The organism is Sphingopyxis sp. JAI128 (assembly GCF_014207235.1).
In the GTDB taxonomy this organism is placed as follows: Bacteria; Pseudomonadota; Alphaproteobacteria; order Sphingomonadales; family Sphingomonadaceae; genus Sphingopyxis.
In genome coordinates this window covers 389,043-414,949 of sequence record NZ_JACHDA010000002.1, presented here as the reverse complement: position 1 = coordinate 414,949, position 25,907 = coordinate 389,043, and the positions used below count along the sequence as shown (strand labels likewise).

Below are 25,907 nucleotides of genomic sequence, written 5' to 3'. Positions count from 1 at the left end.
GTCGAGCGCGATATGGGGGAACTTGACCACGCCGCCGCCCATTACCACATGGCACGCGCAATCGGGCTTCACGCCCAGTCACTTATCGGGCTACAGGAGCAAGATGGCCGATCCCTATTCCACCCTGGGCGTTGCGAAGACTGCGAGCGATGCGGAAATCAAGTCCGCCTATCGCAAGCTCGCCAAGGAACTGCATCCTGACAAGAACAAGGACAATCCAAAGGCGTCGGAGAAATTCTCCGACGTGACCAAGGCTTATGACCTTCTGTCCGACAAGGCGAAGCGCGCGCAATATGATCGCGGCGAGATCGACGGCGACGGCAATCCCGCGATGCCCTTCGGTTATGGCGGCGGCGGCGGGTTTCGCGGCGATCCGCGCGGACAGGGCGGTTTCGGGAACGAAAGCGCCGATTTCGGCGATATTTTCGAAGGATTGTTCGGCGGCCGCGGCGGAGCGGGCGGGCCGTTCGGCGGCTTCGGCGGGCGCAGCGCGCCACCGCAAAAGGGGCCCAATGTCGCCTATCGCCTGTCGGTATCCTTCATCGACGCCGCCACGCAGGCGCCGCAGCGCATCACGCTCGCCGACGGCAGCACGATCGACCTGAAACTGCCGGCCGGGGTCGAAACCGGCACGCAGATGCGCCTCGCGGGCAAGGGGCAGCCCGGGCCTGGCGGCACGGGCGACGGCATCGTCACGATCACGGTCAAGGATCACCCCTTTTATATTCGCGAGGGCGCGAACATCCGCCTCGACCTGCCGGTGACGCTGAACGAAGCGGTCAAGGGCGCGAAGGTCAAGGTGCCGACGGTCGACGGCCCCGTGATGCTATCGATCCCCGCAGGCTCCTCGTCGGGCAAGGTGATGCGCCTCAAAGGAAAGGGCTTCGGCCGGAAAAACGGCGGACGCGGCGACCAACTTGTGCGGCTGATGGTCGATCTGCCCGCCGATGATGCCGCGCTGATCAAACTGCTCAGCGAATGGACCGATCCGCGCGACGTGCGGGCGGAGCTTGGCGTGTGACGCGTGGCTGAAGCCAGCAACAAGCAGAGCGTCGCGGCGCTCGAGCGCGAGGTCGCCGACGAGGTCGGCAAGGAATATCTGGCCGAAGGGCATTCGCCACACTCGCCCGAAGCACGCGCGGAGCGCGCGAAGCGGGTCAAGCTGCGCGCCCGTGCGCAGGGGATGCTGGAGCGCGGGCGCGAGCAGTTGGGGCCCGGCACGCGCGCCTATCATATCGTCCGCCGCGTCATCGTGGGTACCTATACCGACGGCTTCATCCACGCCGGCAATCTTGCCTATCTGGCGCTGATCGCGCTGTTTCCCTTCTTCATCCTGCTGGCCGCCGCGCTGTCGCTTTTCGGCGGCAGCGTCGGGGGCGAGCGGGTGGTCGAGACGGTTTTTTCGACCATGCCGCCGACGGTTGCCCGGGCCTTGTCGGGTCCGATCCGCGAAGTGATGACGGCGCGCACGGGGATTTTCCTGTGGCTCGGGGCTCTCGTCGCGCTGTGGACGGTGGGGAGCCTGATCGAAACGGTGCGCGACATCCTGCGCCGCGCCTATGGTACGCATTTTTCCAAGGGCTTTTTCCACTATCGCCTGCTGTCGATCGGGATCATCACCGGCGCGGTCGTGCTGATGCTGCTGTCGTTCAGCATGCAGGTGCTGATCGTCGGCATCGAACAATTTGTGACGCGCGTCTTGCCCGAACAATATCAGGCGTGGGGGGTCGTCCTGATCTCGCGCGGCGTATCGGGTGCGGGGCTGTTCCTTGCGATCTATATGCTCTTTTACAGTCTGACGCCGTCAAAATACCGGCGGCTCAAAAAATGCCCGAAATGGCCGGGCGCGCTGTTCACGACCTTGTGGTGGATCGGGGTCACCCTCGCGCTGCCGCCGCTGCTCGCCAGCCTGCTCAGCTACGATGCCACCTACGGCAGCCTTGCGGGCGTGATGGTCGCGCTCTTCTTTTTCTATCTCGTCGGATTGGGTATGGTGATGGGCGCCGAACTCAATGCTGCCTTGGTAGAGGTTGAGGATTTGGGCCACGACGCTATTGGGCGCGTCGACGATGTGAAGTTTGAAGCCAAAAAGGCCGGAGAAGAAAAATGACGGGTCTGATGAAGGGCAAGCGCGGGCTGATCATGGGCCTTGCTAACGACAAATCGCTTGCCTGGGGCATTGCAAAGGCGCTGCACGCGCACGGCGCGGAATTGGCGATTTCGTATCAGGGCGACGTAATGTTGAAGCGGGTGAAGCCGCTGGCCGACGAGCTCGGCTGCGATTTCCTGATCGATTGCGACGTCGCCGACATGGACAATCTTGACGCGGCGTTCGCGACGCTTGGCGCGCGCTGGCCGACGATCGACTTTGTCGTCCACGCGATCGGCTATACGAACAAAGAGGCGCTGCGCGGCCATTATGCCGACGTCGGGCTCGAAGATTTCCTGATGACGATGAACATCAGCGTCTACAGCTTCACCGCGGTCTCCAAGCGCGCGGCGGCGATGATGACGCCCGTCGACCCCGAAACGGGCAAGGGCGGCGGTTCGCTGCTGACGCTCAGCTATTATGGCGCCGAAAAGGTCATCCCGCACTATAATGTCATGGGCGTGGCGAAATCGGCGCTCGAAACCAGCGTCAAATATCTCGCCAATGATTACGGCCCGCAGGGGGTGCGCGTGAACGCGATCTCGGCGGGGCCGATCAAGACGCTGGCGGCATCGGGTATCGGCGACTTCCGCCTGATCCTCAAATGGAACGAATATAATGCCCCGCTGCGCCGCAACGTCACGATCGACGATGTCGGTGGCTCTGCGCTCTATCTGCTCAGCGACCTTTCGGGCGGCGTCACCGGCGAAACGCATCACGTCGATGCGGGCTATCACACCGTCGGCATGAAACAGGAAGACGCGCCGGATATTGCGCTTGCCTGATTCCGTCGTCATCCGCCCCGCGCGTGCGGAGGATGACGAGGCTATCGACAGCGTAATCCGCGCCGCCTTTGCCCGAACCGAATTCGGTCACCAAGGCGAGGCCGAACTCGTGCGGATAATCGAAGCCAACGGCGACGCGATCGTGTCGCTTGTCGCTGACCAGGGCGGGACAATCGCCGGGCATGTGCTGTTCAGTCGGATGGACGTCGAGACCGAGGGCGGCGCGCTTGCCGCCGCGGGGCTCGCGCCTGTCTCGGTCGTGCCCGCGCGGCAAGGGCAAGGCATCGGCGATGCCTTGATCCGCGCGGGACTCGACGCGCTCCGCGGCCAAGGCGTCGCGATCAGCTTCGTCCTCGGTCACGAAACCTATTATCCGCGTTTCGGCTATTCGCCCGAACTCGCGGCGCGCTTCGCATCGCCCTTTGCGGGTCCGCATTTCATGGCGATGATGCTGGACTCGAACGCGGCTTGGCCGCTAGGCGGACGCGCCGACTATGCATCCGCATTCGACCGCTTGGGGTAGGGCCATGAGTTTCAACAGCTTCGGACGCGTTCTTCGCTTCACAACCTGGGGGGAAAGCCATGGGCCGGCGCTCGGCGCCGTCGTCGACGGCTGCCCGCCGCGCCTGTCGTTGTCCGAGAGCGACATCCAGCCCTATCTCGACAAGCGCCGCCCCGGCCAGTCGCGCCACACGACGCAGCGGCAGGAACCCGATCAGGTGCGCATATTGTCGGGGGTGTTCGAGGGCAAGACCACCGGCACCCCGATCAGCCTGATGATCGAGAATGTCGACCAGCGGTCGAAGGATTATGGCGAGATCGCACAGGCCTACCGCCCCGGCCACGCCGATTATGCCTATGATGCCAAATATGGCATCCGCGACTATCGCGGCGGCGGCCGGTCGAGCGCGCGCGAGACCGCGGCGCGCGTCGCGGCGGGCGGCGTCGCGCGGCTCGTGATCCCGGAGGTGCAGATCCATGCCTGGGTGGCCGAAATCGGCGGCGATGCGATCGACCCCGCGAACTTCGACCTCGAAGAGATTGATCGCAACCCCTTTTTCTGCCCCGACCCCGCCGCCGCACAGCGCTGGGAGGGCTTGATGGACGCGGCGCGCAAGGCGGGCAGCTCGCTGGGCGCCGTCATCGAATGCGCCGCCAGCGGCGTCCCCGCCGGTTGGGGCGCCCCCATCTATGCCAAGCTCGACAGCGACCTTGCCGCCGCGATGATGGGCATCAACGCGGTGAAGGGCGTCGAGATCGGCGCCGGCTTTCACGCCGCGCGGCTGCGTGGCGAGGAAAATGCCGATCCGATGCGCCCCGCGACCGACGGTAGCAACCGTCCAGATTTCCTATCGAACAACGCCGGCGGCATCGCGGGCGGCATCTCGACCGGCCAGCCGGTCGTCGTGCGCGTCGCGTTCAAGCCGACCAGCTCGATCCTCACCCCCGTTCCGACCGTGAACAGGGCGGGCGAGGCGACTGACATCGTCACCAAGGGCCGCCACGACCCGTGTGTGGGTATCCGCGGGGCGCCGGTGGTCGAGGCGATGATGGCGCTCGTCCTTGCAGACCACAAATTGCTCCACCGGGCGCAGAACGGCTGATCCGCAGATGATCGACGGCGCGCGGCACTTCATCGGCGAATATCAGGCCATCATCGGGCTGGTCGTGCTGGCGCTGATGTTCGTCGGGTTCGTGCTCGAACGCTTTCCCGCGACGGTCGTCGCGATCCTCGGCACCTGCACCTTCCTGTTCCTCGGCATCCTTTCGGGGAAGGATCTGTTTTCGGTCTTTGCGAACCCCGCGCCGGTGACGATCGGCGCGATGTTCATCCTGTCGGGTGCGTTGCTGCGCACCGGGACGCTCGACGCGATCGCCAACCGCATCATCGCGCGCGCGCAGCGACGTCCGAAGCTGGCGCTCGCGGAGATGTTCCTCGGCGTCTATGTCGCCTCGGCCTTTCTCAACAACACGCCCGTCGTGGTCGTGATGATCCCGATCATGCTGAAGCTGGCGAACGCGCTGGGGATCAGTGCCAAACGGCTGCTCATGCCGCTGTCGTTCGTCGGGATACTCGGCGGCACGACCACGCTGATCGGGACATCGACCAACCTGTTGGTGGCAGCGGTGGCGCAGGAGAACGGGCTCGACCGCTTCGGCATCTTCACCATCACCCCCGTCGGGCTGGTCGCCGGTGTATCGGGCATTCTGGCGCTGATCTTCATCGCGCGGCGGTTCCTTCCAGACGATGCGCCTTCTCAGATCGCGCTCAGCCAGGAACATCGCAGCTTCCTGACGGAAATCCGCATCCCCAAGGGTAGCAATCTGATCGGTCGACGGCTCGGCGACATTCCCTTCGCGAAACGCGCGAACGTCAAGCTCGTCGGGCTGAAACGCGGGGCGTCGCTGCGACGGTCGGGCCTGCTAGACGAGGTTGCCGAGGAGGAGGACCGCCTCGTCGTCCGACTCGATCTGTCCGAGCTGCTGTCGCTGCGGGCGAACAAGAATATCGTGATCGGGCTGACGGCCGGCAACGACGAGGTCGGGCAGGACGACGAAGGGATTATCGAGGCGATGATCGCGCCCAGCCATCCCGCGATCGGTCGCCGGCTGCTCGAGATTCCGTTTCTGTCGATGCTCCGGGTGCGCATTCTTGGCATCGCGCGCTTCCGCAAGACTGCGGGCCCCGACCTGCCGAACGCGCGGGTTCAGGCGATCGACCGCATCCTGGTGACCGGGCCCACCGAACAGATCGAAGAAATGTACGGCAATCCGCACCTTTATGGCGTCGGTTCGACCAGCGAGCGCGAGTTTCGCCGCAGCAAGGCCCCGATCGCCATCGGGGCGCTCGCCGGCGTGATCCTGCTCGCTGCGTTCAACATCATGGATATCGGCGTCGCGGCGATCATCGGTGTCGGGCTAATCCTGCTCACGCGCTGCATCGATGCCGACGAGGCGTGGGATTCGATCGACGGAAACGTCCTCGTTCTGATCTTTGCAATGCTCGCCGTCGGTCTCGCGCTCGAAAATTCGGGCAGCGTCGCGCTCGTCGTGGGGGAATTGACCCCGATGTTGCGCGACGTGCCGCCTTGGGCGCTGGTCGTTGCAACCTATGTCATTTCGGTGCTGCTGACCGAGATCGTGACGAACAATGCGGTCGCCATTCTGGTCACTCCGCTCGCGATCGCGATCGCGCGCGAACTGGGCGTCGATCCCTATCCGCTCGTTGTGGCGGTGATGTTTGCGGCATCGGCCAGCTTCGCGACCCCGATCGGCTATCAGACGAACACGCTGGTCTACGCCGCCGGAAATTACCGCTTCGTCGACTTCTTCCGCGCGGGCATCCCGCTCACCCTCGCGGTCGGCGCGGCAACCTGCGTCGCGATAAGTCTCCTTATCTGACGCCTCGGCGATTGCCCGCGGCGCGCCACCCTGTTACCCCCCGCGCCACAATTTCCGCCGGGGCGGGACAGGGGAGTGATTGGATGGCGCGTCGCCTTACTTTGTACATATTGATCGGCATGGTTCTGGGCATCGTCGTCGGATATCTGGTCCGCGTCTTTGTGCCCGCGGACAGCCAGGCATTTGAATATTGGCTGCGCGGCTTTGGTACGCTGGCTACCATCTTCCTCAACCTCATCAAGATGCTCGTCGCGCCGCTGATTCTTGGCACGCTCGTCACCGGCATCGCGCATATGGGCGACAGCTCGGCGCTCGGCCGCATCGGGACGCGCGCGATCGCCTGGTTCATTATCGCCAGCCTGATCTCGATCAGCCTCGGCCTCATCATGGTGAACCTGCTCCAGCCGGGCGTCGGGGTCGACATGACTGCGTCGGCGCAGTCGGTCGGCGAGGTGAAAAAGCTCGATATGTTCGAGTTCATCGAACATGTTTTTCCCAAGAACGTCATCGCGGCGATGGCGGAAAACAACGTTCTCCAGATCCTCGTCTTTTCGCTGTTCGCCGGGGTCGGCCTGACGGCACTCGGCGAAAAGGGCAAACCGCTGGTGCGCGGCGCCGAAGCACTTGCCGAACTGATGCTCCAGATCACCGGCTATGTGATGCGTCTTGCGCCCTTTGCTGTGTTCGGCGCGCTGGCGAAGGTCGTCGCGCAAAATGGTCTCGGCATCCTTGCGACCTATGCCGAACTGCTGATCGAATTCTATATTTCGCTCGTAATGCTCTGGGTGCTGCTGCTCGGCGCGGGGGCGATCTTCCTTCGCGCGCGGATCGTTGCGCTGGTCCGCTATATCCGTGAGCCGTTGCTGATCGCCTTTTCTACCGCCTCGTCCGAAGCCGCGATGCCCAAGCTGTTCGAGCAGCTCGACCGCTTCGGCGTCCCGCGCCGCATTTCGGGCTTCGTCCTCCCGCTCGGCTACAGCTTCAACCTCGACGGTTCGATGATGTATGCGAGCTTCGCGACGATCTTCATCGCGCAGGCCTATGGCATCGAACTGTCGATCGGCACGCAGATATTGATCCTGCTGACGCTGATGGTCTCGTCGAAAGGGATCGCCGCGGTGCCGCGCGCCAGCCTGGTCGTCATCACCGCAACGCTCGCGATGTTCGACTTGCCGGTCGAGGGTGTCGCGCTCGTCTTTGCGATCGACCATTTCCTCGACATGGGCCGCACTGCGACCAACGTCGTCGGCAATGCGGTCGCCACTTCGGTTATCACCAAATGGGAAGGGATGCTCGAACATCCAGACCCCGCGTTCTCCGAAAGGCCGCACGCGCCGGCGCATACCCAGCATCATGGAACCCGCGGGCTCGACATTCGTGATAGTGAGGACGCGGGGGGGGGCAAGCCAGCGGCCGATACCGCGTAGCGCGCGAGCTTCGGCCCGCCCACATGGGGGCGAGCAGGGAGCACATTATGGCCGAAGCCACGACAATCGATCAGGCCGCGCGCGATGAAGTCCGCGCCCGCCAACTGCGCTGGCGGATGCTTATCGGCTTTCTCGCCGGGCTGATCGCGGGGCTTGCGGTCCATTATGGCGCTCCCGACGCGGCGTGGGTGGAGGGGCTGACCACCTATGTGACCGGGCCGCTCGGCCAGATATTCCTGCGGCTGCTTTTCATGCTCGTTATCCCGCTGCTCGTATCGGCGTTGATCGTCGGCGTGGCCGAGATGGGCGAAATGCGCGCGCTGAAAACGGTGGGCCTTCGCACCCTTGTTTACACAATCGCGGTTTCGACCATCGCGGTCATCGTCAGCCTGGCGGTGGTCAACGCGATCCAGCCTGGCGCGGGAGTCGATCCGGCGCTCGCGCGCTCGCTGATGGCCGAAGGCGCCGCGGGCGCGCAGGCGATCGCCGATCGCGCTGGCGAGGCAAAGACCGGAATGGATGCCGTCGTCGCGATCGTCCCCGATAATATATTCGCGGCGATGGGGGCGAACGACGTGCTGGCGGTGATGTTCTTCGCGCTGTTTTTCGGCATCGGGCTGATGCTCGTTCGCACGCGGCAGACCGAAGCGCTGAAGACGGTGATCGAGGGCGTGTTCGATGTGGTGATGAAGCTGATCGGCCTTGTCATCCGGCTGGCGCCGATCGCGGTTTTCTGTTTCATGTTCAACCTCGCCGCGCAATTCGGCTGGGACCTGATCGTCCGCCTGTCGGCTTTTGTCGGCGTGGTGCTGCTGGCGCTCGCGATCCAGATGTTCATCGTCTTTCCCATCCTGCTCAAGACGCTGGCCGGAAAATCGCCGGTCGCCTTTTTTCGCGAGACGCAGGAGGCCTTTGTCATGGCGTTCGCGACCGCCTCGTCGAACGCGACGCTGCCCACCGCGCTGCGCGTCGCGCACGATCGCCTTCGGCTTCCCGACAAGGTTGCGCGCTTCGTGCTGACGATCGGCGCGACCGCGAACCAGAACGGCACCGCGATGTTCGAGGGCGTGACGGTAATCTTCCTCGCGCAATTTTTCGGTATCGACCTGACGCTTCAGCAACAGGTCGTCGTAATGCTCGTCTGCATCCTGGGCGGGATCGGTACGGCGGGGGTTCCGGCGGGCTCGCTCCCGGTGATTGCGCTGATCCTCGCGTCGGTCGGCGTCCCGCCCGAAGGCATCGGCTTGATCCTCGGCGTCGACCGCTTCCTCGACATGTGCCGCACGACATTGAACGTCATCGGCGATCTCGTCGCCGCGACGGTCGTATCGGCGGGCGCGACGAAACCCGTACCCGCCGACACGTCTTCCTAATCCTTGCGGACGCGTCCGTTGCGGTTGGGCGCCGTGGCCGGGCGCAGGGTCCGCAGCTTTTCGCGCGCAGCAGGCTCCGGCCGGACGGCCGGCGCTGGCCGCACGGCGGGCGGCGGACTGGCGACGGGAGCCGGGCGTTCGGGTCGCGGCCGGACGGTGCCCGGTCCACCGCTGGGGCGTCCCGGCACGGCGGCGGCAGGGGGTGCGCCGGGATTGCCGGCGCCGCGGCCGGGACGCGGGCCGCGCGGTCCGTCGGGATGGCCGTCGCCGCGGTTCCAGCCGCCGGGGCGGCCCGGACGTCCCGGCCCCCGGTCCGGCCGGCCGGGATTGCCGGCCGCGGGGGGTGTTCCGGGGTTGCCGCGGCCGGGGCGCGTGGCGCCCGGGCGGTCGCCGTCGCGGTCACCGCGGTTCCAGCCGCCGGGGCGTCCCGGCCTGCCGTCGCCGGGTTTACCGTCGCGATCGCCATGGTGCCAGCCGGGGCGTCCCGGCTTCCAATCCTTGCGACCGCCATGATGTTTCCACCAGGCGCGGCGCCCGCCCCAATAGTTCAGATACTGGCCGCGGAGCGGATAGCGGTTGCGGTAGTTGTCGAACATCCACAGGCCATAGCCGGGATAATAATAGCTGTCGTACCAGCCGCCGCCGAAACCGATATTGACGAATCCGCTGCCATAGTCCGAGGCATCGTAGCAATCATATCCATAGCCGTCGTCATATGCATAGCCGTCATAGCCGTAATAAGCGTTGCCATAGCGCGCGGCGCAGTCGCCGCCCGAGGCGTAGCTTGCACCATAGACGTCGCCATAATAGCAGCCGCCGAGCGTGGTCGTCGCGAGCGCGCCAAGCGCGATCGAGAGGGGGCGCTTCATACTCTTCGCCATAGTTTTTTCCTTTTGGGTCCAACGGACGCGACCCGGCACCTTGGACCCCAAATTGCGCGAGTCGAGTTGAATTTGCGGTGAATGGTGTCCCGCCCGGTGAAAGCGCTTACTTGCAACAGTGTCAGTAGTGCGTTACCTCGGGTTTGGAACTTGACGGACAAGGATGGACCGATGAACGCGCCGACGAATATCCAGCCTGCGAAGAGCCTGTGGTCCGAAAAGCGCTTCGGTCCCGACACGCGGCACTGGTTGCCGCGCAATCCCGACAGCGCGATCGATCATATCCCGGGCGAGGACGGCATGCCGGTCATCGGCAACACGCTCGAACAACTCCGCGATTATCCCGCCTTCACGCGCCGCATGGTCGCCAAATATGGCCGCGTCTATCGCAACAACAGTTTCGGGGGGCGCAGCGTCGCGCTGCACGGGCCGGAAGCGAACGAGCTCGTCATGTTCGACCGCGACAAGATCTTCTCGTCCGAACAGGGCTGGGGTCCGGTGCTCAACCTGCTCTTCCCGCGCGGGCTGATGCTGATGGATTTCGAAAAGCATCGCGCCGACCGCAAGATATTGTCGGTGGCGTTCAAGCCCGAACCGATGCGCCACTATGCCGAATCGCTCAATGAAGGGATCAAGGGCCGCATCGGCCAATGGAGCGGCAAGACCTTCAAATTCTATCCCGCGATCAAGGAGCTGACGCTCGACCTCGCCGCAACCAGCTTCCTCGGCATTCCCTGGGGGCCGGAGGCGGACAAGGTCAACAAGGCCTTCGTCGACATGGTGCAGGCGTCGATCGGTGTCGTGCGCGTGCCCTTGCCCTTCACCGCGATGGGCCGCGGCGCGAAGGGGCGTGCCTATCTGGTCGATTATTTCAGCCGGATGGTCCCCGAGCGGCGCGAGGGCACGGGCGAGGACATGTTCAGCCAGATCTGCCGCACACGCGATGATGACGGCGAATATATGTCGGTCGAGGCGATCGTCGACCATATGAACTTCCTGATGATGGCGGCGCACGATACCATCACCAGTTCGATCACCACGCTGGTCTGGGAGCTGGCGCGCCACCCCGAATGGCAGGACAAGCTGCGCGAAGAAATGCTCGCCGTGGCTCCCGCGGGCGAGGGAGTCGGGCACAACAGCCTCGGCCAGCTCGAAATGACCGAATGGGCGTTCAAGGAAGCGCTGCGGCTCGTGCCCCCGGTGCCGAGCTTCCCGCGCCGCGCGCTCAAGGATTTCGAATATGGCGGCTATCGCATCCCGGCGGGCACGTCGGTCGGGGTCAGCCCCGCATTCACCCACATGATGGAGGAGCATTGGCCCGAACCCGATAGATTCGATCCGATGCGCTTTTCGCCTGAGGTTGCGCGCGGGCGCCACAAATATGCGTGGGTCCCCTTCGGTGGCGGCGCGCATATGTGCCTGGGGCTGCATTTTGCCTATATGCAGGCGAAAATATTCTTCCATCATGTGGTGACGACGCACCGTATCGAGGTGGCAGAGGGTTATGCGCCCGAATGGCAGGTGCTGCCCATCCCGCGCCCCAAGGACGGGCTGACCGTGCGTTTCCAGCCGCTCTGATCTTGCCCGGCGCGGCGCGAGCCGCCAAGGGAGGGCTGTGAAGAATGCGCGCCCCTATCTCATCGGCTTCGGCCTTGCGCTGCTGCTGACCATCGGCGCGATCCGCGCGATGGAATGGCTGCGCGCGAACCCCCAGCACAATCCAGCGGCGCGGTTCGAACTGGCGCACCCGCAGGGCTGGGCGACCGAGGGCAAGCTGCGCGCGCTGGTAAGCGACGATGCGGCTTGTTTCGCCGCCTTCGATCGGGCGGGGGAGGGGTATGAACGCCGCCCGCCGATCGGGGAAGGCGAATGCCGCGCGAGCCAGCGCATGGTGCTGACGGGCAATCGCCTTGTCCCGACCATGCGCCCCGCAAATGCCGCACCGGGCTGCGCGGTGACCGCCGCCATGACGCTGTGGACGCGCGATGTCGTCCAGCGGCTCGCCCGTGAATATTTCGGCCAAAGGGTCGTCGAAATCGAAAATCTGGGCAGCTATAACTGCCGCAAGATCGCGGGGCGCGAAGCGCAGAGTGAACATTCCACTGCGAACGCGATCGACATTTCGGCCTTCGTGCTTTCCGACGGGACGCGCATTTCGCTGATCAACGATTGGGACGATGGCGACCGGAGAAGCGAATTTCTGCGCGCGGTACGCGACGGTTCGTGCGGCCTCTTCGGCACGGTGCTGTCGCCCGATTATAATCGGGCCCACGCCGACCATTTCCACCTCGACATGGCGGTGCGGACGGCGGGCTGGTCGGTGTGCCGCTAGGGTCCTGACCCCGGGGCGGCGTGAGGCGCGCGGAGCTAAAGGCTTTTTCGAATAAAGGATGATGCGCGCGGCTTCGCTATAACCGTTGGCGCGGTGCCAGTGCTGGCTGATATCGTTGGTAAATTCGACATCGGACCCGATCCAGTCGTGGCCCTCCTGAAGTGCGCGCGCCTCGATCGCGTCGAGCAGCGCGCGGGCGCCGCCGGTCCGGCGGTGATCGGGCGCAACCCACAGCCCTTCGACATGTGGATAGGGGGCGACGTCGCACCCGTCGAACATGTCACGCAGGCGCACCTCGGCCATGCTGATCGTCCGCTCGTTCGTGTCAAACAGGATGAAATTCCACAGCGCCCCGTCTTCCAGCATGGCGGGGAGCTCGTCGGCCATCTCGACCGGATCGGCATCGGGCCACAGCCGCGCCCGCATCGCCGCCCATGCGGGCATGTCGCTTATCCGCGCGGGGCGGACCTGCACGGGATTCAGACCGTAAAACTCTCGCCGCAGCCGCACGCGCCCTTGGCGTTCGGATTTTCGAACACGAAGCCCGCGGCAAAATCATCCTCGACCCAGTCCATGACGCTGCCGATCAGATAGAGCACCGACGCGCCATCGATGTAGAAAATGCCGCCCGGTGTTTCGATCTTCTCGTCGAACTTCTGCTCTTCGGTCACATAATCGACCGAATAGGCGAGCCCCGAACAGCCGCGGCGCGGAGTCGATAGCCGGACGCCGATGGCGCCCTCGGGCGCGGCCGCCATCAGCTTCGCGATGCGTTCCTCGGCGCCGGGGGTGAGCGTTACGGCTGCCGGACGGGCGCGGGTCTTTGTTTCGGTCATCACAACATTCCCAATTCGAGCCGCGCTTCGTCGCTCATATTCTGCGGCGACCACGGCGGATCCCAGACGAGGTTGACCTCGGCATCGCCGACGCCGGGCACCGCGCCGACGCGCAGTTCGACTTCGGCGGGCATCGATTCGGCGACCGGGCAGTGCGGCGTCGTCAGCGTCATCGTGACCATCACATGGCCCTCGTCGATCTCGACATTGTAGATCAGGCCGAGGTCGTAGATGTTCACCGGGATTTCGGGGTCGAAAATCTCCTTGAGCGCATCGATCACGGCTTCATACAGGTCGCCGCCGACCGCACCAGGGGCGACCTCGGCGGGCTTGGCTGCGAGGAAGCCTTCCAGATAGTCGCGCTTGCGCTCCAGCTTCTCGGGCGCGGTCTCGACATCCTCGACGCGCGCCTTCGGCGGCGGTTCGACGCTTTCCACTTCCTCGACCCTGATCCCGGTCTCGCTCATGCGGTCCTCGCTCATCCGAAAATCCTCTCGACGCGGGCGAGGCCGTCGATCAGCGCCGCCACATCGTCGTCATTGTTGTACACACCGAAGCTTGCGCGCGCGGTCGCGGGGACACCCAGATGCTCCATCAGCGGCTGTGCGCAATGGTGCCCGGCGCGGATCGCGACCCCGCTTTCGTCCAAGATAGTGCCGATGTCGTGCGGATGAACCCCCGCCATCGCAAAACTGACGATTCCGGTACTATTTTCAGGGCCATAGAGCGTGATGCTATTCTTGCGGGCAAGCTGCTCGCGCAAGCTGGTCACCAATGCGGCCTCGTGCGCATGGATCGCGTCGATGCCGATCGCCTCGACATAGTCGACCGCCGCCGCGAGCCCGATCGCCTCGACAATCGCGGGGGTGCCCGCCTCGAAGCGGGTGGGGGCGGGGGCATAGCTCGTCTTGGCGAAGGTCACGCGGTCGATCATCGACCCGCCGCCCTGCCACGGCGGGAGCGTATCGAGCTTGTCGCTCCACAACACGCCGATCCCGGTCGGACCGTAGAGCTTGTGGCCCGAGAAGGCGTAGTAGTCGCAGCCCAATGCCGCGACATCGACGGGCAGGCGCGGCACCGCCTGGCATCCGTCGATCAGCAATTCGGCGCCGACGCGATGCGCAAGGCTTGCCGCGCGTGCGACGTCGAGCGGGCTGCCGAGCACGTTCGAGACATGCGCGAAGGCGACCATCGTGTGTTCGGGGGTCAGCAGCTTCTCGGCAGCGTCGAGATCGATGCAGCCGTCGGCGGTCAGCGGGCAGACATCGACCTGCCAGCCCGCGAGCTGCCAAGGCACGATATTGCTGTGATGTTCGAGCACCGACAGCAGCACCCGGCCTTTGCGCGGGTGCGAGTAAGCGACAAGGTTGATCGCCTCGGTCGCGCCGCGCACGAACGCGATCTGCTCTTCCTTCGCGCCGATAAATGCCGCGATCCGCCGCCGTGCCGCCTCATAGGCGAGCGTCATGTCGGCCGAGCGCGCGTAGACGCCGCGGTGCACGGTCGCATAGTCGCGGCCCATCGCGTTCACCGTCGCGTCGATCACCGCCTGCGGCTTCTGCGCGGTCGCGGCGGTGTCGAGATAGTGCCAGCCGGGAGTCAGGCCGGGGAAATCCGCGCGCACGTCGGGGAAAGTGCGGAGGGCGGTCGCGGTGCTCACACCAGCTCTCCCAGCTTCGCAAGCGCGAGCGCCTGCAACTGCTCCTCGTCTTCAGCGCCATCGAACACGCCGGCAACGAACGCCTGCAGCATCAATTTCTTCGCCTCGGCGGGCGGTAGTCCGCGCGACTGAAGATAATAGAGGCTCATCGCGTCGAGTTCGCCGATCGCGCAGCCGTGGGCACATTTGACGTCGTCGGCAAAGATTTCGAGCTCGGGCTTGGCGTTGGCGGTCGCGCTGCGCTCGAGCAGCATCGCCTTCACATCCTGTTCGCTGTCGGTCGCTTGCGCATCGCGCGCGACGGCGACCTTGCCGAGGTAGGTGCCGGTCGCGGTGCCGCCGAGCACCGATCGCACGACCTGCCGCGACGTCGCGCCGGGTTCGGCGTGGGTGACGGTGGTGATGATCTCGAGATTCTGCGCGTCCCCGCCGATCTGCGCCGCGCCGAGGGTGAAGTCGGCGCCTTCGTGGAGCGTGACGTTGAGTTCGATCCGCCCATAGGCGCCGCCGATGTTGAGCACATGCAGCGCCGCGGCCGCGCCCTTGCCAATGCTCATGTCGATCTGCCGGATCGCGCCTTCATCCTGCACGATCGCGCGGCGGAAGTCGCCGCCCGCGGGCACGACGATGCACTCGGGCGCAGGCAGCGGCCACACGGCGGCGACCGCGTCGATGTCGCTATAGCGCCAGGCCTCATCGCGGCGGGTGGGGAGGGTGGCGGTCATGCGATCCTCCCTGCGCCCGCAGGGCATGGGGAGGGGGACCGTTCGCGCAGCGCGTGGTGGAGGGGCGGCGTCATAGCCCCTCCGTCGGCGGCTGCGCCGCCGCCACCTCCCCATCGCTGTGCGACAGGGAGGATCAAGGCGTGGACGCGCATCACGCCGCAATCTCCGCATAGCCTTCGCGTTCGAGCTCAAGCGCAAGCTCCGGCCCGCCCGATTTGACGATCCGCCCGCCCGCAAGGACGTGGACGATGTCGGGTCGCACATAATCGAGCAGCCGCTGGTAATGGGTGATCAGCAGCACCGCCTTGTCGGGGCGCCGCATGATCGTATTGATCCCGTCGCCCACGGTGCGCAGCGCGTCGATGTCGAGGCCAGAGTCCGTCTCGTCGAGAATCGCGAGCTTGGGGTCGAGGATGCCCATCTGCACCATCTCGTTGCGCTTCTTCTCGCCGCCAGAAAAGCCGACGTTCACCGGGCGCTTGAGCATGTCCATGTCCATCTTGAGCAGCCCCGCCTTCTCGCGCGCCAGCTTCAGGAAATCGCCGCCCGACAGCGGCTCTTCGCCACGTGCCTTGCGCTGGGCGTTCAGGCTTTCGCGCAGGAACTGGACGTTCGAGACGCCGGGGATTTCGACCGGATACTGAAAGCCGAGGAACAGGCCGGCGGCGGCACGCTCGTGCGGGTCGAGCGCGAGGAGATCGGTCGCCCCACCTTCGTCACCCCGGACTTGATCCGGGGTCCATTCCGGCGCCGAAGCCATGGATGCCGGATCAAGTCCGGCATGACGAGCGGGGGTGAACGTCACCGACCCTTCGGTGACCTCATAACCGGGCCGCCCGCCGAGCACATAAGACAGCGTTGACTTGCCCGCGCCATTGGGCCCCATGATCGCATGGATCTCGCCCGCATTGACGCTGAGCGACAACCCCTTCAGGATCGGCTTGTCGGCGACGGTGGCGTGGAGGTTTTCAATTTTGAGCATATTATCGATTCTGAGAAAGTGCGTTGTTGATGAAAAACATAATCATGAAGCAAAAGGCGAAGGTCACTATCGCCGCCACCGGCGTCCAGACGATCATGTACATTGCGATGACGCTTCCGAGGGTCATGAAGCGATAGACGGTCCATAAGGCAAACATGATCGCGCCTGCCGCGATTGGACTGCGGTTCCTGACGCCCCACCAGGCAAAGGCTAAGCTGAATACCCACAGGGAGGGAGTCATCAGAAAGCCCATGATCACTTGGTTTATGTCAATCACCCCACGCTCCCCTCAAGGCTGATCCCGAGCAATTTCTGCGCCTCGACCGCAAATTCCATCGGCAGCTGCTGCAGCACCTCCTTGGCAAAGCCGTTGACGATCAGCGCCACCGCTTCTTCCTGTCCCAGCCCGCGCTGCATCGCGTAGAAGAGCTGGTCGTCGCTGATCTTGCTCGTCGTCGCTTCATGTTCGACGGTCGCGGTCGGGTTGCGGACTTCGATATACGGCACGGTGTGTGCGCCGCACTGGTCGCCCAGAAGCAGGCTGTCGCACTGGGTGAAGTTGCGCACGCCCTCGGCGTTGGGGGCGACGCGCACGATGCCGCGATAGGTGTTGTTCGACTTGCCCGCGCTGATCCCCTTCGAAACGATGGTGGAGCGCGTGCGCTTGCCATTGTGGATCATCTTGGTGCCGGTGTCGGCCTGCTGATAATTGTTGGTGACGGCGACCGAATAAAATTCGCCGACGCTGTCGTCGCCGTTCAAAACGCAGCTCGGATATTTCCAGGTGATCGCGCTGCCGGTTTCCACTTGCGTCCACGACACCTTGCTGCGCTTGCCCTGGCAGAGCGCGCGCTTGGTGACGAAATTATAGATGCCGCCAAGCCCATCGGCATTGCCGGGGTACCAGTTCTGCACCGTCGAATATTTGATCTCGGCATCGTCCAATGCGACCAGTTCGACGACCGCGGCGTGAAGCTGGTTCTCGTCGCGCATCGGCGCGGTGCAGCCTTCGAGGTAGGAGACGTACGCGCCCTTGTCGGCGACGATCAGCGTGCGCTCGAACTGGCCCGTATTTTCGGCATTGATGCGGAAATAGGTGCTGAGCTCCATCGGACAGCGCACGCCTTCGGGCACATAGACGAAGGTGCCGTCCGAAAAGACCGCGCAATTGAGCGTCGCGAAATAATTGTCGTGCATCGGCACGACACGCCCAAGCCACTTTTTCACCAGCTCGGGATATTCGCGGATCGCTTCGGAGATCGACAGGAAGATCACGCCCGCGCGCTTCAATTCCTCGCGGAAGGTCGTCGCGACGCTGACGCTGTCGAACACCGCGTCGACCGCCACCTTGCGCGCGCCCTCGACGCCCGCGAGCACTTTTTGCTCCTCGATCGGGATGCCGAGCTTTTTATAGACTTCGAGAATCTCGGGATCGACCTCGTCGAGGCTCGACAGCTTCGGCTTGGGTTTGGGCGCCGCATAATAGTACGCGTCTTGATAATCGATCGGCGGGACGTTGAGCTTCGCCCAGTCGGGCGTCTCCATCGTCTGCCAATGGCGAAACGCCTTCAGCCGCCAGTCGAGCATCCATTCGGGCTCGTTCTTCTTGGCGCTGATGAAGCGCACCGTATCCTCGGTGAGCCCCTTGGGCGCAAAGTCGGTCTCGATCGCCGAGGACCAGCCATGTTCGTAATCGGCGACCTTCGCCGCGGCGTCGTGCGCGGCCTGGTCCTTGATGCGGGTTTCGCTGTTGTCGGTCATATTCTGATCTCGTCGCCGGCCATAGCCGGGATCGGCGGAAGGGAGGGGTGTTTGGGCGCGCCGCTCAAGGACGCCAAACTAATCTCTTGCAACGCGCCCCGCACCGCGCCGTTCACGACGCCCCAATGCGGCTGCACCTTGCAACTGCCTTCGAGCGAGCAATCATGCCGTCCTTCGGCGACGCAGCTGGTCAGCGCGATCGGGCCTTCTACCGCCTCGATAATATCGGCGACGCTGATCGCCGCCGCGGGGCGCGCGAGCCGTACGCCGCCGCCGCTGCCGCGCGAGGCAACGAGCAGCCCGGCGCGCGCGAGGCCGCTCACCAGCTTCTGCGCGGTCGGCCCCGGGATGCCGGTCTGCTCTGCAAGCATCGCGGCGTGGATGGGCACCGACCCGCACTGGCGGGCGGCGGCGCTCATCAGCACCACGGCATAATCGGCAAGGTTGGAAAGGCGCATGATCTTTTCCGTCGCAATTGCGAACGATTCTTAACTGGAGTAAATTACTCCACTTACATAGGCGCGCGAGCGCCGCTGTGCAAGCAAGCCGTGGTTGGGCGGGGTAAAGAAGAGGGCTGGGTGGCCGGTTTCGATCGTTGCCGTCTCGATTTTATGACCGATATTGGTGTGGCCGCTCCCCACGCCAAAGTCGACGCTATTTATAAACGCATGCATCCAGCCCGTCGCGCCGCACCTGGCCGATCCGCGCGGCGATGGTGTTGCCATAGCGGCGGGTAAAGCCTGATGGGCTGATCGCTTCGCGCTTCTTCGGCAGCGGCAGGATGGCCGCGATGCGCGCGGCCTCGCGCGGGGTCAGTCTGTTGGCGCCATGCTTGAAATAGCGCTGCGCCCCGGCCTCGACGCCATAGGTGCCGATCCCCGTTTCGGCGACGTTGAGATAGACTTCCATGATCCGCCGTTTGCCCCAGATTTTTTCGATCAGGAAGGTGAACCACACTTCGGGCACCTTGCGGACGTAGCGCGTCCAGCCGCTGCCCTGCCACAGGAAGACATTTTTCGCAGTTTGCTGGCTGATCGTCGATCCGCCGCGCATCCGCTTGCTCTGGGCGTTGCGTTCGATCGCGTCTTCGATCGCCTCGCGGTCGAAGCCGTCGTGCGAACAAAATTTTCCGTCCTCTGCGGCGATCACGGCGCGCACCATGTTGCGGTCGATCCGAGACAGGCCTTCCCAATCCTTGGTAATTCCGTTGCCGTCGGTCAGCATGGTCAGCGTCACCGGCGGCGGTACGACGGCATAGACGAGCACCCACAGGACCGAAATCGCGACGAACCACAACAGCCATTTGAACGGGCGGAGATACCAGGGGAGCTTGCGCGTCTTGGCGCGGGAGGAGGGTGCCATGCGCGGCAAATTAGCCGCTCGCGAGCCGGAGGCAAGCGGGCTCGATCGAATGGCAGCAATTTACGCCGCAACCGCGACAGCGCCCGCACGCGCCCGATTTAGCGCTTGCGCGCAGATGCCGAACGCCGGGGTTCACATCTCTAGCGACCGCAAACGGTCGCGTCCTGCCAATCCTCCCTGTCGCGTCGCGATGGGGGAGTCGCAGACGGCGCGTAGCGCCAGCGGGACTGCCGCGCAGCGGTGTTGGAGGGGTTGCAGCGCCGCGTTAAGAGCCCTTCCGTCAGCGCTTCGCGCTGCCACCCCCCATGCCTGCGGCACAGGGAGGATCGAATGGCAGCGATCGGTCGCTAGCCGCCTCAGCCTGTCGGCGGCTCGTCCCAGCGCGCTGACAAACCCCTCCGGTCAAACCGAAGGGAGAGGCTGGCTGGTCCTTTTGCGTTTGCGAGTCAAATCGCGGGCTCGCGCCGACAGGTCAGGCGCCGACGAGGCGCCGGTCGCCGGCGAGCTTGAGCATCGCCTTTTGCAGTTTTTCGAATGCGCGCACCTCGATCTGGCGAACGCGTTCGCGGCTGACGTCGTAAACCTGGCTCAGATCCTCGAGCGTCTTGGGATCGTCGGTCAGGCGGCGCTCGGTCAGAATGTGGCGTTCGCGTTCGTTGAGCGTTTCGAGCGCCTCGCTCAGCAGCGCGTGGCGGACGTCGCGTTCCTCGGCTTCGGCAACGCGTTCGTCCTGCAGCGGGCCTTCGTCGCCGAGAAGGTCCTGCCACTGGCTGTCGCCATCCTCGCCCATCGGCACGTTGAGCGACGTGTCGCCGCCCATGGCCATGCGGCGGTTCATGCTCGTCACTTCTTCCTCGGTCACGCCGAGGTCGGTTGCGATCTTCGCGAGATGTTCGGGGCTGAGGTCGCCGTCCTCGAACGCGTCGAGGTTGTTCTTCATCCGGCGAAGGTTGAAGAACAGCTTTTTCTGGGCCGCGGTCGTCCCCATCTTCACGAGGCTCCACGAGCGCAGGATAAATTCCTGGATCGACGCGCGAATCCACCACATCGCATAGGTGGCGAGGCGGAAGCCGCGTTCGGGATCGAACTTCTTCACGCCCTGCATCAGGCCGATATTGCCCTCGCTGATCAGCTCGCTGACGGGCAGGCCATAGCCGCGGTAGCCCATCGCGATCTTGGCGACGAGGCGGAGGTGCGACGTCACGAGTTGCGCCGCCGCTTCATTGTCGCCATGCTCCTGGAACCGTTTGGCGAGCATATATTCCTGCTCGGGGGTCAGAAGGGGGAATTTGCGGATTTCGGCCAGGTAGCGGTTCAGGCTCGCTTCACCGCCGAGCGCGGGCACCGTGGCCGGAACATTGCTTTTATTAGCCATTGATATGGTTTTCCCTAATTTTCAGAGGAGAAATATGCCGCGGTTGACTCCAGCGGTCAAAATAGATTTTCATTCGAAACCTAAACGCGCAATTCATCGATCAGTTCCCGCATATCGGCTGGGAGTTCGCTGTCGAGCGCGATTTCGTTACCGGTCACCGGATGAATAAAACCCAAATGGGCCGCGTGCAACGCCTGTCTTACGAAATTGCGGTTCCTCAGTACATCAGACAAAGGTTTACGTTGGCGGCCATAGACGGGGTCGCCGACGAGCGGGTGGCCGATATGCGCCATATGGACGCGAACCTGGTGCGTGCGCCCCGTTTCGAGCCTGCATTCGACCAAAGTCGCGCCCTTGAGCGGTTCGACCGTGCGGTAATGGGTAATCGCGTGCTTGCCGCGCCCTTCGGCGACGACCGCCATCTTCTTGCGGTTCGTGCCCGACCGGCCCAACGCGGCGTCGACGGTGCCGTTGGCGGGCATCGGGCGCCCGGTCGCGATCGCGAGGTAGCGTCGGTCGATGCTGTGCGCGGCAAATTGCTTTGCCAGACCTTCGTGCGCCTTGTCATGCTTCGCCGCGACGATCAGCCCGCTGGTATCCTTGTCGATCCGGTGGACGATTCCGGGCCGCGCAACGCCGCCGATACCCGACAACTGGCCCGCGCAATGATGAAGCAGCGCGTTGACCATCGTCCCGTCAAGATTGCCCGCGGCGGGATGGACGACCATGCCCGCGGGCTTGTCGACGACGATCAGATGCTCGTCCTCATATGCGATGACAAGGCCCATATCCTGCGCGACATTATGCGCGGGGGCCGCGACGGGCACGCGAACCTCGATCGTCGCGGGCGCGCCGGTCTTGGCCGACGGGTCCCACAGGATCGTGCCCCCCGCATCGGCGACGCGGCCGCCTTTGATCAGCGTCTTGATCCGCTCGCGTGACAGGCCGGGCAGCGCTTCGGCCAGCGCGCGGTCGAGCCGCAAGGCGGCCACGCTGTCTGCAAGCGTCACGGTCAGTATCTCGTCGTCCCCCAACATTATGGGTGATATGGCTTTGGGACCCCGGTTTTCAAGGGGCCGGGGCGCGGAGCAGGCCCTATGCCGTCGCCTTGGCAAGGCGGCGATATGCCGAGAGCGTTGTGTTTGGTAAATGGAAAAGGAACCAGCTTGCCCTTCCACCCATGCCTGCCCTAGTAGCAGCCGCACGCCGGACATATCCGGCGGCTGCGCTGGGGAGCCCGTTCATTGTCCGACGATCGCGTCGATTTCGCCTCGATGTTGGCCTCGCGCCTGTGTCACGACCTGTTGAGCCCGGTGGGCGCTTTCGCCAACGGGCTCGAGCTTCTGGCCGACGAGCAGGACCCGGCGATGCGCCAGCGCTGTTTCGAACTGCTCGAACAAAGCGCGCGGACGTCGGCGAACAAGCTCAAATTCTTCCGCCTCGCCTTCGGTTCGGCGGGCGGGTTCGGCGAACTCGTTCCCGCGGACGAGGCTAAATCGGCGATTCAGGGCATCATCGGCGACCGCGCGATCGAGTTGAACTGGATGATCGGGACCGACCCGCTGCCCAAGCCTGCGGTCAAGATCGTCCTCAACCTCTCGCTGCTGCTCGTCGATGCGCTGGTGCGCGGCGGACGGCTCGATGTCGGCTGCGAAGAACAGGGGGCGGGCGGGGATGGGGCCATCGAAATCGCGCTGCATGTCGAGGCCGAGCGCATCTTCCTCGACGCCGATGTCGAACGCATCCTGGCCGATGGCGAAGGGGCGGGCGCGATGACTTCGCGTACCGCGCCGGCGGTGCTGGTGCAGGCCGTCGCGCGCCAGAATGAGGGGACGGTCATGCTCGCTCGCGAAACCCCAACTTCGCTGCTCGTTGGTGCCGTCCTGCGCGGCCGCGGGTAAAGCCTCCCTTAACCATTGTCCGCCATGGTGCAGCCTCAGTTTTTGGGGCGCACCGGTACGGCGATGGACGATCTGCTGAACGACTTTCTGGCCGAAACGGCCGAAATCCTGGCCGAAGCGGGCGGGGCGATTGTCGCGTGGGAAGCCGACCCCGCCGACCGCGCGCAGCTCGATGCGATTTTCCGGCTCGTGCACACGATCAAGGGCAGTTCAGGGTTCCTTGCCCTGCCGCGCGTCACGGCGCTGTCGCACGCTGCGGAGGACGCGCTCGACCACGTGCGCCGCGGCCATCGTACGCCGAATGCCGCGTTGGTCAGCGGGGTTCTCGGCATCCTCGACCGGCTGAACGCGCTTTGCGGCGCGCTGGGACGGGATGGGGTCGAACCCCCCGGGGAGGACGGCGATGTCATCGGCGCCTTGTCCGAAGAACAGGCTGCATCGGCCGACGCGTCGTTTGCAGTCGCCGGGGTGCCGCTGCGCCGCGACGATGATTTCGGTGCCGACCTGCAAAGCTGGCGCTCGATCCGCGTGCCGCTGCCGCTGCTCGACAGCGTGATGACGGGGGTGACCGACATCGTCCTCGCGCGCAACGAATTTGCCCGGATGCTGCGCGAATCGGGGGCCGATCCGTCGCTGATCGCCTCGTTCGATCGCCTGTCCGATTCGATCGCCGGCATGCGCCAGTCGGTCAGCCAGATGCGGATGCAGCGGATCGACAAATTGTTCGCGCCCTTGCCGCGGATCGTCCGGGACCTTGCGCAGGATCTGGGCAAGAAGATCGCGTTCCAGACGAGCGGCGGCGAGGTCGAACTCGACCGCGAGATGATGGAGAATATCCGCGACCCGCTGATCCATATCGTGCGTAACGCGATCGATCATGGCATCGAGCCGCTCGAGGAGCGCGTCGCGGCGGGCAAGGACATCACCGCAACCATCTCGGTTTCGGCGCGCCAGTCGGGCAACCAGATCGAGATCGAGATCGGTGACGACGGGCGCGGGCTGTCGCCCGACACGCTTGTCGCCAAGGCGATTGCCGCGCGCACCCTGACCGCGAACGAAGCCCGGGCGCTGGGACCGAAGGAAAAGCTGGAGTTGATCTTTCGTCCCGGTTTCTCGACCGCTGCCACGGTGACGTCGGTATCGGGGCGCGGCGTCGGCATGGATATCGTCAAGGCGAATGTCGAAAAGATCGGCGGTGTCGTCGAACTGCGCAACGAAGAGGGGCGGGGGCTGACGATCCTGCTTCGCGTCCCGATGACGCTGACGATCATTTCGGGGTTGATGGTACGTGCGGCGGGGCAATATTTCGCCATACCGCGCGGCGCGGTGCGCGAAATCCTGCTCGAAAGCGGCGATACGGTGCGCATCGACCGCGTCGGCGGCGGCGAATTCGCGACCGTGCGCGGCGAACAATATCCGCTGCTCCGGCTCGAAACGGTGCTCGGGCGCGGCCGGCATCATGGCGACGATGTCGACGACCGCGCGCTTGTGATCGTCCGGCCGGGGCAGGGGCAAAGCTATGCGCTCAGCGTCGCGGCGATCCACGACCATGAGGAACTGGTAATCAAGCCCGCCGCGCCGATGATCATGGCGACGGGGCTCTATGCGGGCACGACGCTTCCCGACAATGGCCGCCCCGTTCTCCTGCTCGATGTGCAGGGCATGCTCGCGGCCGCGGCGATCGACGCCAGCGAGGCGGGGCGCAGCCACGACCGCATCGTGGAAAGCGATGCCGAGCTGATGGCGGCGCGGAGCGCGGCGCAATTGCTTCTGTTCCGCGAGGCTGGCGGTCGCGTGCGCGGAGTTCGCCTGTCGGTGATCGAGCGCGTCGAGGAAGTGCCTGCGTCGGCGCTGTTCGAAAGCGCCGGCCGCGTTCAGGCGCAGATCGGCGAGAATATATTTGCCGTTCATGCGGCGAAAGCGCCCGCGTCGGACGGGACGCAAAAGCTGCTGCGCCTGCACGATGGATGCTCGGTCCTCTGCTATCCGATCGCCGAAGTGATCGATATCGTCCGCCTGCCCGATACCGTGCAGCCCTCGGCCGCGCCGGGGCTGGTCGCCGGTGTCGTGCTGGTGGACGACGAGCCCGTCGAATTGATCGATCCCTATTGGCTGATGGAGCAATATGCCGCCGCCACCGCCCCGTTCGCCGATCGGCTGCCGCTTTGCCGCATCGCCGACGACCATGACGGCTGGGGGCAGAATTTCCTCGCGCCCATTTTGCGCAGCGCAGGCTATCGCGTCGCGTCGGACGGCGGCGATGCCGACGAAGCGCACGACGTGCTCCTGTGCCTGGCCGAAGATGGCGAGGCATCCCGCGATGCGGCGAACGACATACCCGTCATCCGTTTGCGCAGTTCGATTGCGGCAACGGGGCCGGGCGACGACACCGTCTATCGTTACGACCGGCAGGCATTGCTCGACGCCTTGCGCCGCCAGGTCGGGGGACAAGGCCGATGATGGAAAAGCTGTATCTCGTCGCGCGCATCGCCGACACGCGCGTCGCGCTGCGCAGCCGCGCGATCAATTCGGTCGTCACCGTCGGCACGCCGGTCGAAGTGCCGGCGGCGCCACCGCATGTCGCGGGCCTGTTCGCGTTGCGCAGCCGCGTCTTCACGCTGATCGACCCGCATGTCGTGATCGGCCTGCCGGCGGCGCCGGTCGCGCCGGGGCAGCGCGTGATCGTCGTCGACGTCGCCGAGCATGGTTATGCGCTGCTCGCCGACGAGATCGAGGATGTCTGCTTCATAGAGTCGCCCGAAACGCGCATCACGGGCAAGCTGCTTCCCGGCTGGGCGCGCGTCGCCGATGCGATGATCGAGCATGAGGGGGCATCGCTGCTCGTCGTCGATCCGTCGCATTTCATCACCCTGCCGGCCTTAAAAGCTGCGTGATTGCTGCCGTCTATTAACGGGCTGAATACCCCTTCGCCGTAAACATACCCCAACAACGGGGG

General features: G+C 64.7%; 25 protein-coding genes and 1 pseudogene. 13 read left to right on the top strand and 13 right to left on the bottom strand.

The genetic code is table 11. From position 1 onward, the window contains the following. The first annotated feature begins 103 nt into the window (after window positions 1-103). The 8 genes from HDC35_RS05970 to HDC35_RS05935 all read left to right on the top strand — a co-directional run bounded on the left by HDC35_RS05970 (window position 104) and on the right by HDC35_RS05935 (window position 9,136). Window positions 104-1,021 (top strand): DnaJ C-terminal domain-containing protein, encoded by a 918-nt coding sequence (locus HDC35_RS05970; RefSeq protein ID WP_184644653.1) that lies wholly within the window; start codon window positions 104-106, stop codon window positions 1,019-1,021. A 3-nt stretch (window positions 1,022-1,024) separates the two neighbouring features. After that, on the top strand, window positions 1,025-2,110 hold the full coding sequence (locus HDC35_RS05965) for a YihY/virulence factor BrkB family protein (protein ID WP_184644652.1): 1,086 nt from the start codon (window positions 1,025-1,027) through the stop codon (window positions 2,108-2,110). Next, entirely contained in the window at window positions 2,107-2,934 is an 828-nt protein-coding gene (locus HDC35_RS05960; protein WP_184644650.1) for an SDR family oxidoreductase, read from the top strand. The genes HDC35_RS05965 and HDC35_RS05960 overlap by 4 nt, the downstream gene beginning before the upstream one ends. After that, the gene (locus tag HDC35_RS05955; protein WP_184644648.1) at window positions 2,927-3,457 is read left to right on the top strand and encodes a GNAT family N-acetyltransferase; all 531 of its coding nucleotides are present in this window, start codon (window positions 2,927-2,929) and stop codon (window positions 3,455-3,457) included. The genes HDC35_RS05960 and HDC35_RS05955 overlap by 8 nt, the downstream gene beginning before the upstream one ends. 4 nt (window positions 3,458-3,461) lie before the next feature. After that, the gene (gene aroC, locus HDC35_RS05950; protein WP_184644646.1) at window positions 3,462-4,538 is read left to right on the top strand and encodes a chorismate synthase; all 1,077 of its coding nucleotides are present in this window, start codon (window positions 3,462-3,464) and stop codon (window positions 4,536-4,538) included. A 7-nt stretch (window positions 4,539-4,545) separates the two neighbouring features. Then, window positions 4,546-6,336, top strand: coding sequence for an SLC13 family permease (locus HDC35_RS05945; protein WP_184644644.1), 1,791 nt, complete (start codon window positions 4,546-4,548; stop codon window positions 6,334-6,336). An 83-nt stretch (window positions 6,337-6,419) separates the two neighbouring features. After that, window positions 6,420-7,763 carry a dicarboxylate/amino acid:cation symporter gene (locus tag HDC35_RS05940; RefSeq protein ID WP_184644642.1) on the top strand — a complete coding sequence of 448 codons (1,344 nt, stop codon included), beginning with the start codon at window positions 6,420-6,422 and terminating at the stop codon, window positions 7,761-7,763. 47 nt (window positions 7,764-7,810) lie between these two features. Continuing rightward, complete coding sequence (locus HDC35_RS05935; RefSeq protein ID WP_184644640.1) at window positions 7,811-9,136, top strand: dicarboxylate/amino acid:cation symporter; 1,326 nt, start codon at window positions 7,811-7,813, stop codon at window positions 9,134-9,136. Here HDC35_RS05935 and HDC35_RS05930 read toward each other — a convergent pair. Continuing rightward, window positions 9,133-10,017: a peptidase gene (locus tag HDC35_RS05930; RefSeq protein WP_184644638.1), complete on the bottom strand. Its 885-nt coding sequence runs from the start codon at window positions 10,015-10,017 to the stop codon at window positions 9,133-9,135. The two genes, HDC35_RS05935 and HDC35_RS05930, sit on opposite strands and share 4 nt — an antisense overlap. A gap of 171 nt (window positions 10,018-10,188) precedes the next feature. Between HDC35_RS05930 and HDC35_RS05925 the strand changes: the two genes are divergently transcribed. Both HDC35_RS05925 and HDC35_RS05920 read left to right on the top strand, forming a co-directional pair. Beyond that, on the top strand, window positions 10,189-11,595 hold the full coding sequence (locus HDC35_RS05925) for a cytochrome P450 (RefSeq protein WP_184644636.1): 1,407 nt from the start codon (window positions 10,189-10,191) through the stop codon (window positions 11,593-11,595). Window positions 11,596-11,632: 37 nt separating this feature from the next. Then, a complete protein-coding gene (locus HDC35_RS05920) occupies window positions 11,633-12,349 on the top strand; it encodes an extensin family protein (protein ID WP_311770723.1) in 717 nt (238 codons plus the stop codon). A 90-nt stretch (window positions 12,350-12,439) separates the two neighbouring features. On the opposite strand, the pseudogene HDC35_RS19930 reads toward HDC35_RS05920, so the two are convergent. From HDC35_RS19930 to HDC35_RS05860, 12 genes and pseudogenes are all read right to left on the bottom strand, one after another. Next, window positions 12,440-12,775, bottom strand: a pseudogene (locus tag HDC35_RS19930) (GNAT family N-acetyltransferase); the annotation flags it as partial. 53 nt (window positions 12,776-12,828) lie between these two features. Beyond that, complete coding sequence (locus HDC35_RS05910) at window positions 12,829-13,185, bottom strand: iron-sulfur cluster assembly accessory protein (RefSeq protein ID WP_184644634.1); 357 nt, start codon at window positions 13,183-13,185, stop codon at window positions 12,829-12,831. After that, on the bottom strand, window positions 13,185-13,667 hold the full coding sequence (locus HDC35_RS05905) for an SUF system Fe-S cluster assembly protein (RefSeq protein WP_184644632.1): 483 nt from the start codon (window positions 13,665-13,667) through the stop codon (window positions 13,185-13,187). The genes HDC35_RS05910 and HDC35_RS05905 overlap by 1 nt, the downstream gene beginning before the upstream one ends. Beyond that, window positions 13,664-14,845 carry a cysteine desulfurase gene (locus tag HDC35_RS05900; protein WP_184644630.1) on the bottom strand — a complete coding sequence of 394 codons (1,182 nt, stop codon included), beginning with the start codon at window positions 14,843-14,845 and terminating at the stop codon, window positions 13,664-13,666. The genes HDC35_RS05905 and HDC35_RS05900 overlap by 4 nt, the downstream gene beginning before the upstream one ends. Then, window positions 14,842-15,570 carry a SufD family Fe-S cluster assembly protein gene (locus tag HDC35_RS05895; protein WP_184644628.1) on the bottom strand — a complete coding sequence of 243 codons (729 nt, stop codon included), beginning with the start codon at window positions 15,568-15,570 and terminating at the stop codon, window positions 14,842-14,844. Before HDC35_RS05895 ends, HDC35_RS05900 begins: the two co-directional genes overlap by 4 nt. Before the next feature lie 151 nt (window positions 15,571-15,721). Continuing rightward, entirely contained in the window at window positions 15,722-16,552 is an 831-nt protein-coding gene (gene sufC / locus HDC35_RS05890) for a Fe-S cluster assembly ATPase SufC (RefSeq protein ID WP_184644627.1), read from the bottom strand. A 1-nt stretch (window position 16,553) separates the two neighbouring features. Further along, window positions 16,554-16,829 (bottom strand): hypothetical protein, encoded by a 276-nt coding sequence (locus HDC35_RS05885; RefSeq protein WP_184644625.1) that lies wholly within the window; start codon window positions 16,827-16,829, stop codon window positions 16,554-16,556. Then, window positions 16,826-18,313, bottom strand: coding sequence for a Fe-S cluster assembly protein SufB (sufB, locus tag HDC35_RS05880; protein WP_184644623.1), 1,488 nt, complete (start codon window positions 18,311-18,313; stop codon window positions 16,826-16,828). The genes HDC35_RS05885 and sufB overlap by 4 nt, the downstream gene beginning before the upstream one ends. Next, the gene (locus tag HDC35_RS05875) at window positions 18,310-18,771 is read right to left on the bottom strand and encodes an SUF system Fe-S cluster assembly regulator (protein WP_184644621.1); all 462 of its coding nucleotides are present in this window, start codon (window positions 18,769-18,771) and stop codon (window positions 18,310-18,312) included. Before HDC35_RS05875 ends, sufB begins: the two co-directional genes overlap by 4 nt. 196 nt (window positions 18,772-18,967) lie before the next feature. Further along, window positions 18,968-19,675: a monofunctional biosynthetic peptidoglycan transglycosylase gene (mtgA, locus tag HDC35_RS05870; RefSeq protein WP_184644619.1), complete on the bottom strand. Its 708-nt coding sequence runs from the start codon at window positions 19,673-19,675 to the stop codon at window positions 18,968-18,970. 472 nt (window positions 19,676-20,147) lie between these two features. After that, complete coding sequence (rpoH, locus tag HDC35_RS05865) at window positions 20,148-21,050, bottom strand: RNA polymerase sigma factor RpoH (RefSeq protein ID WP_184644617.1); 903 nt, start codon at window positions 21,048-21,050, stop codon at window positions 20,148-20,150. 80 nt (window positions 21,051-21,130) lie between these two features. Beyond that, complete coding sequence (locus tag HDC35_RS05860; protein ID WP_184644615.1) at window positions 21,131-22,087, bottom strand: RluA family pseudouridine synthase; 957 nt, start codon at window positions 22,085-22,087, stop codon at window positions 21,131-21,133. A gap of 207 nt (window positions 22,088-22,294) precedes the next feature. Here HDC35_RS05860 and HDC35_RS05855 point away from each other — a divergent pair, with 207 nt between their 5' ends. From HDC35_RS05855 to HDC35_RS05845, 3 genes are read left to right on the top strand one after another with little or no spacing between them, the layout of a single operon-like run. Further along, complete coding sequence (locus HDC35_RS05855) at window positions 22,295-22,951, top strand: histidine phosphotransferase family protein (RefSeq protein ID WP_184644613.1); 657 nt, start codon at window positions 22,295-22,297, stop codon at window positions 22,949-22,951. A gap of 24 nt (window positions 22,952-22,975) precedes the next feature. After that, a complete protein-coding gene (locus HDC35_RS05850) occupies window positions 22,976-25,411 on the top strand; it encodes a chemotaxis protein CheA (RefSeq protein ID WP_260397553.1) in 2,436 nt (811 codons plus the stop codon). Next, entirely contained in the window at window positions 25,408-25,845 is a 438-nt protein-coding gene (locus HDC35_RS05845) for a chemotaxis protein CheW (RefSeq protein WP_184644611.1), read from the top strand. The genes HDC35_RS05850 and HDC35_RS05845 overlap by 4 nt, the downstream gene beginning before the upstream one ends. Window positions 25,846-25,907: the final 62 nt, after the last annotated feature.